Origin of the sequence: Pseudoalteromonas sp. SIMBA_162 (assembly GCF_046535955.1) — a bacterium.
GTDB lineage: Bacteria > Pseudomonadota > Gammaproteobacteria > Enterobacterales > Alteromonadaceae > Pseudoalteromonas > Pseudoalteromonas marina.
Genome location: NZ_JAWJBQ010000598.1, coordinates 1 through 262, shown reverse-complemented (window position 1 = coordinate 262; position 262 = coordinate 1). Strand labels below are relative to the sequence as shown.

Here is a 262-nt window from a genome sequence, read left to right as displayed (position 1 = left end):
ACGATAGAGGGCGTAGTTGACGAAGGCCGGGTCCAGCGAGATGTCGCGATGGTTGGACAGGAACAGGTACGGCGTGTCCGGCGACAGGCGCTCCAGTCCCACCGTCTCGAAGCTGGTGGTGGTGGTGTGGATCATGCGCGCCATGTAGACGGCGATGCGGCTCTGGAAACTGGCAACATCCTTGACGCCAATCATCTCGCGCTTGATGGCCAGGCGCGCGATCTGGCGTGCCAGCCACGGGAAACGCTGGGTCAGGCCCGGC

1 pseudogene is annotated in these 262 nt (G+C 64.1%); it reads right to left on the bottom strand.

Features of this window, described 5'->3' with window-relative positions:
• Nucleotides 1-262, bottom strand: a pseudogene (locus R0J88_RS21070) (1-acyl-sn-glycerol-3-phosphate acyltransferase); the annotation flags it as partial.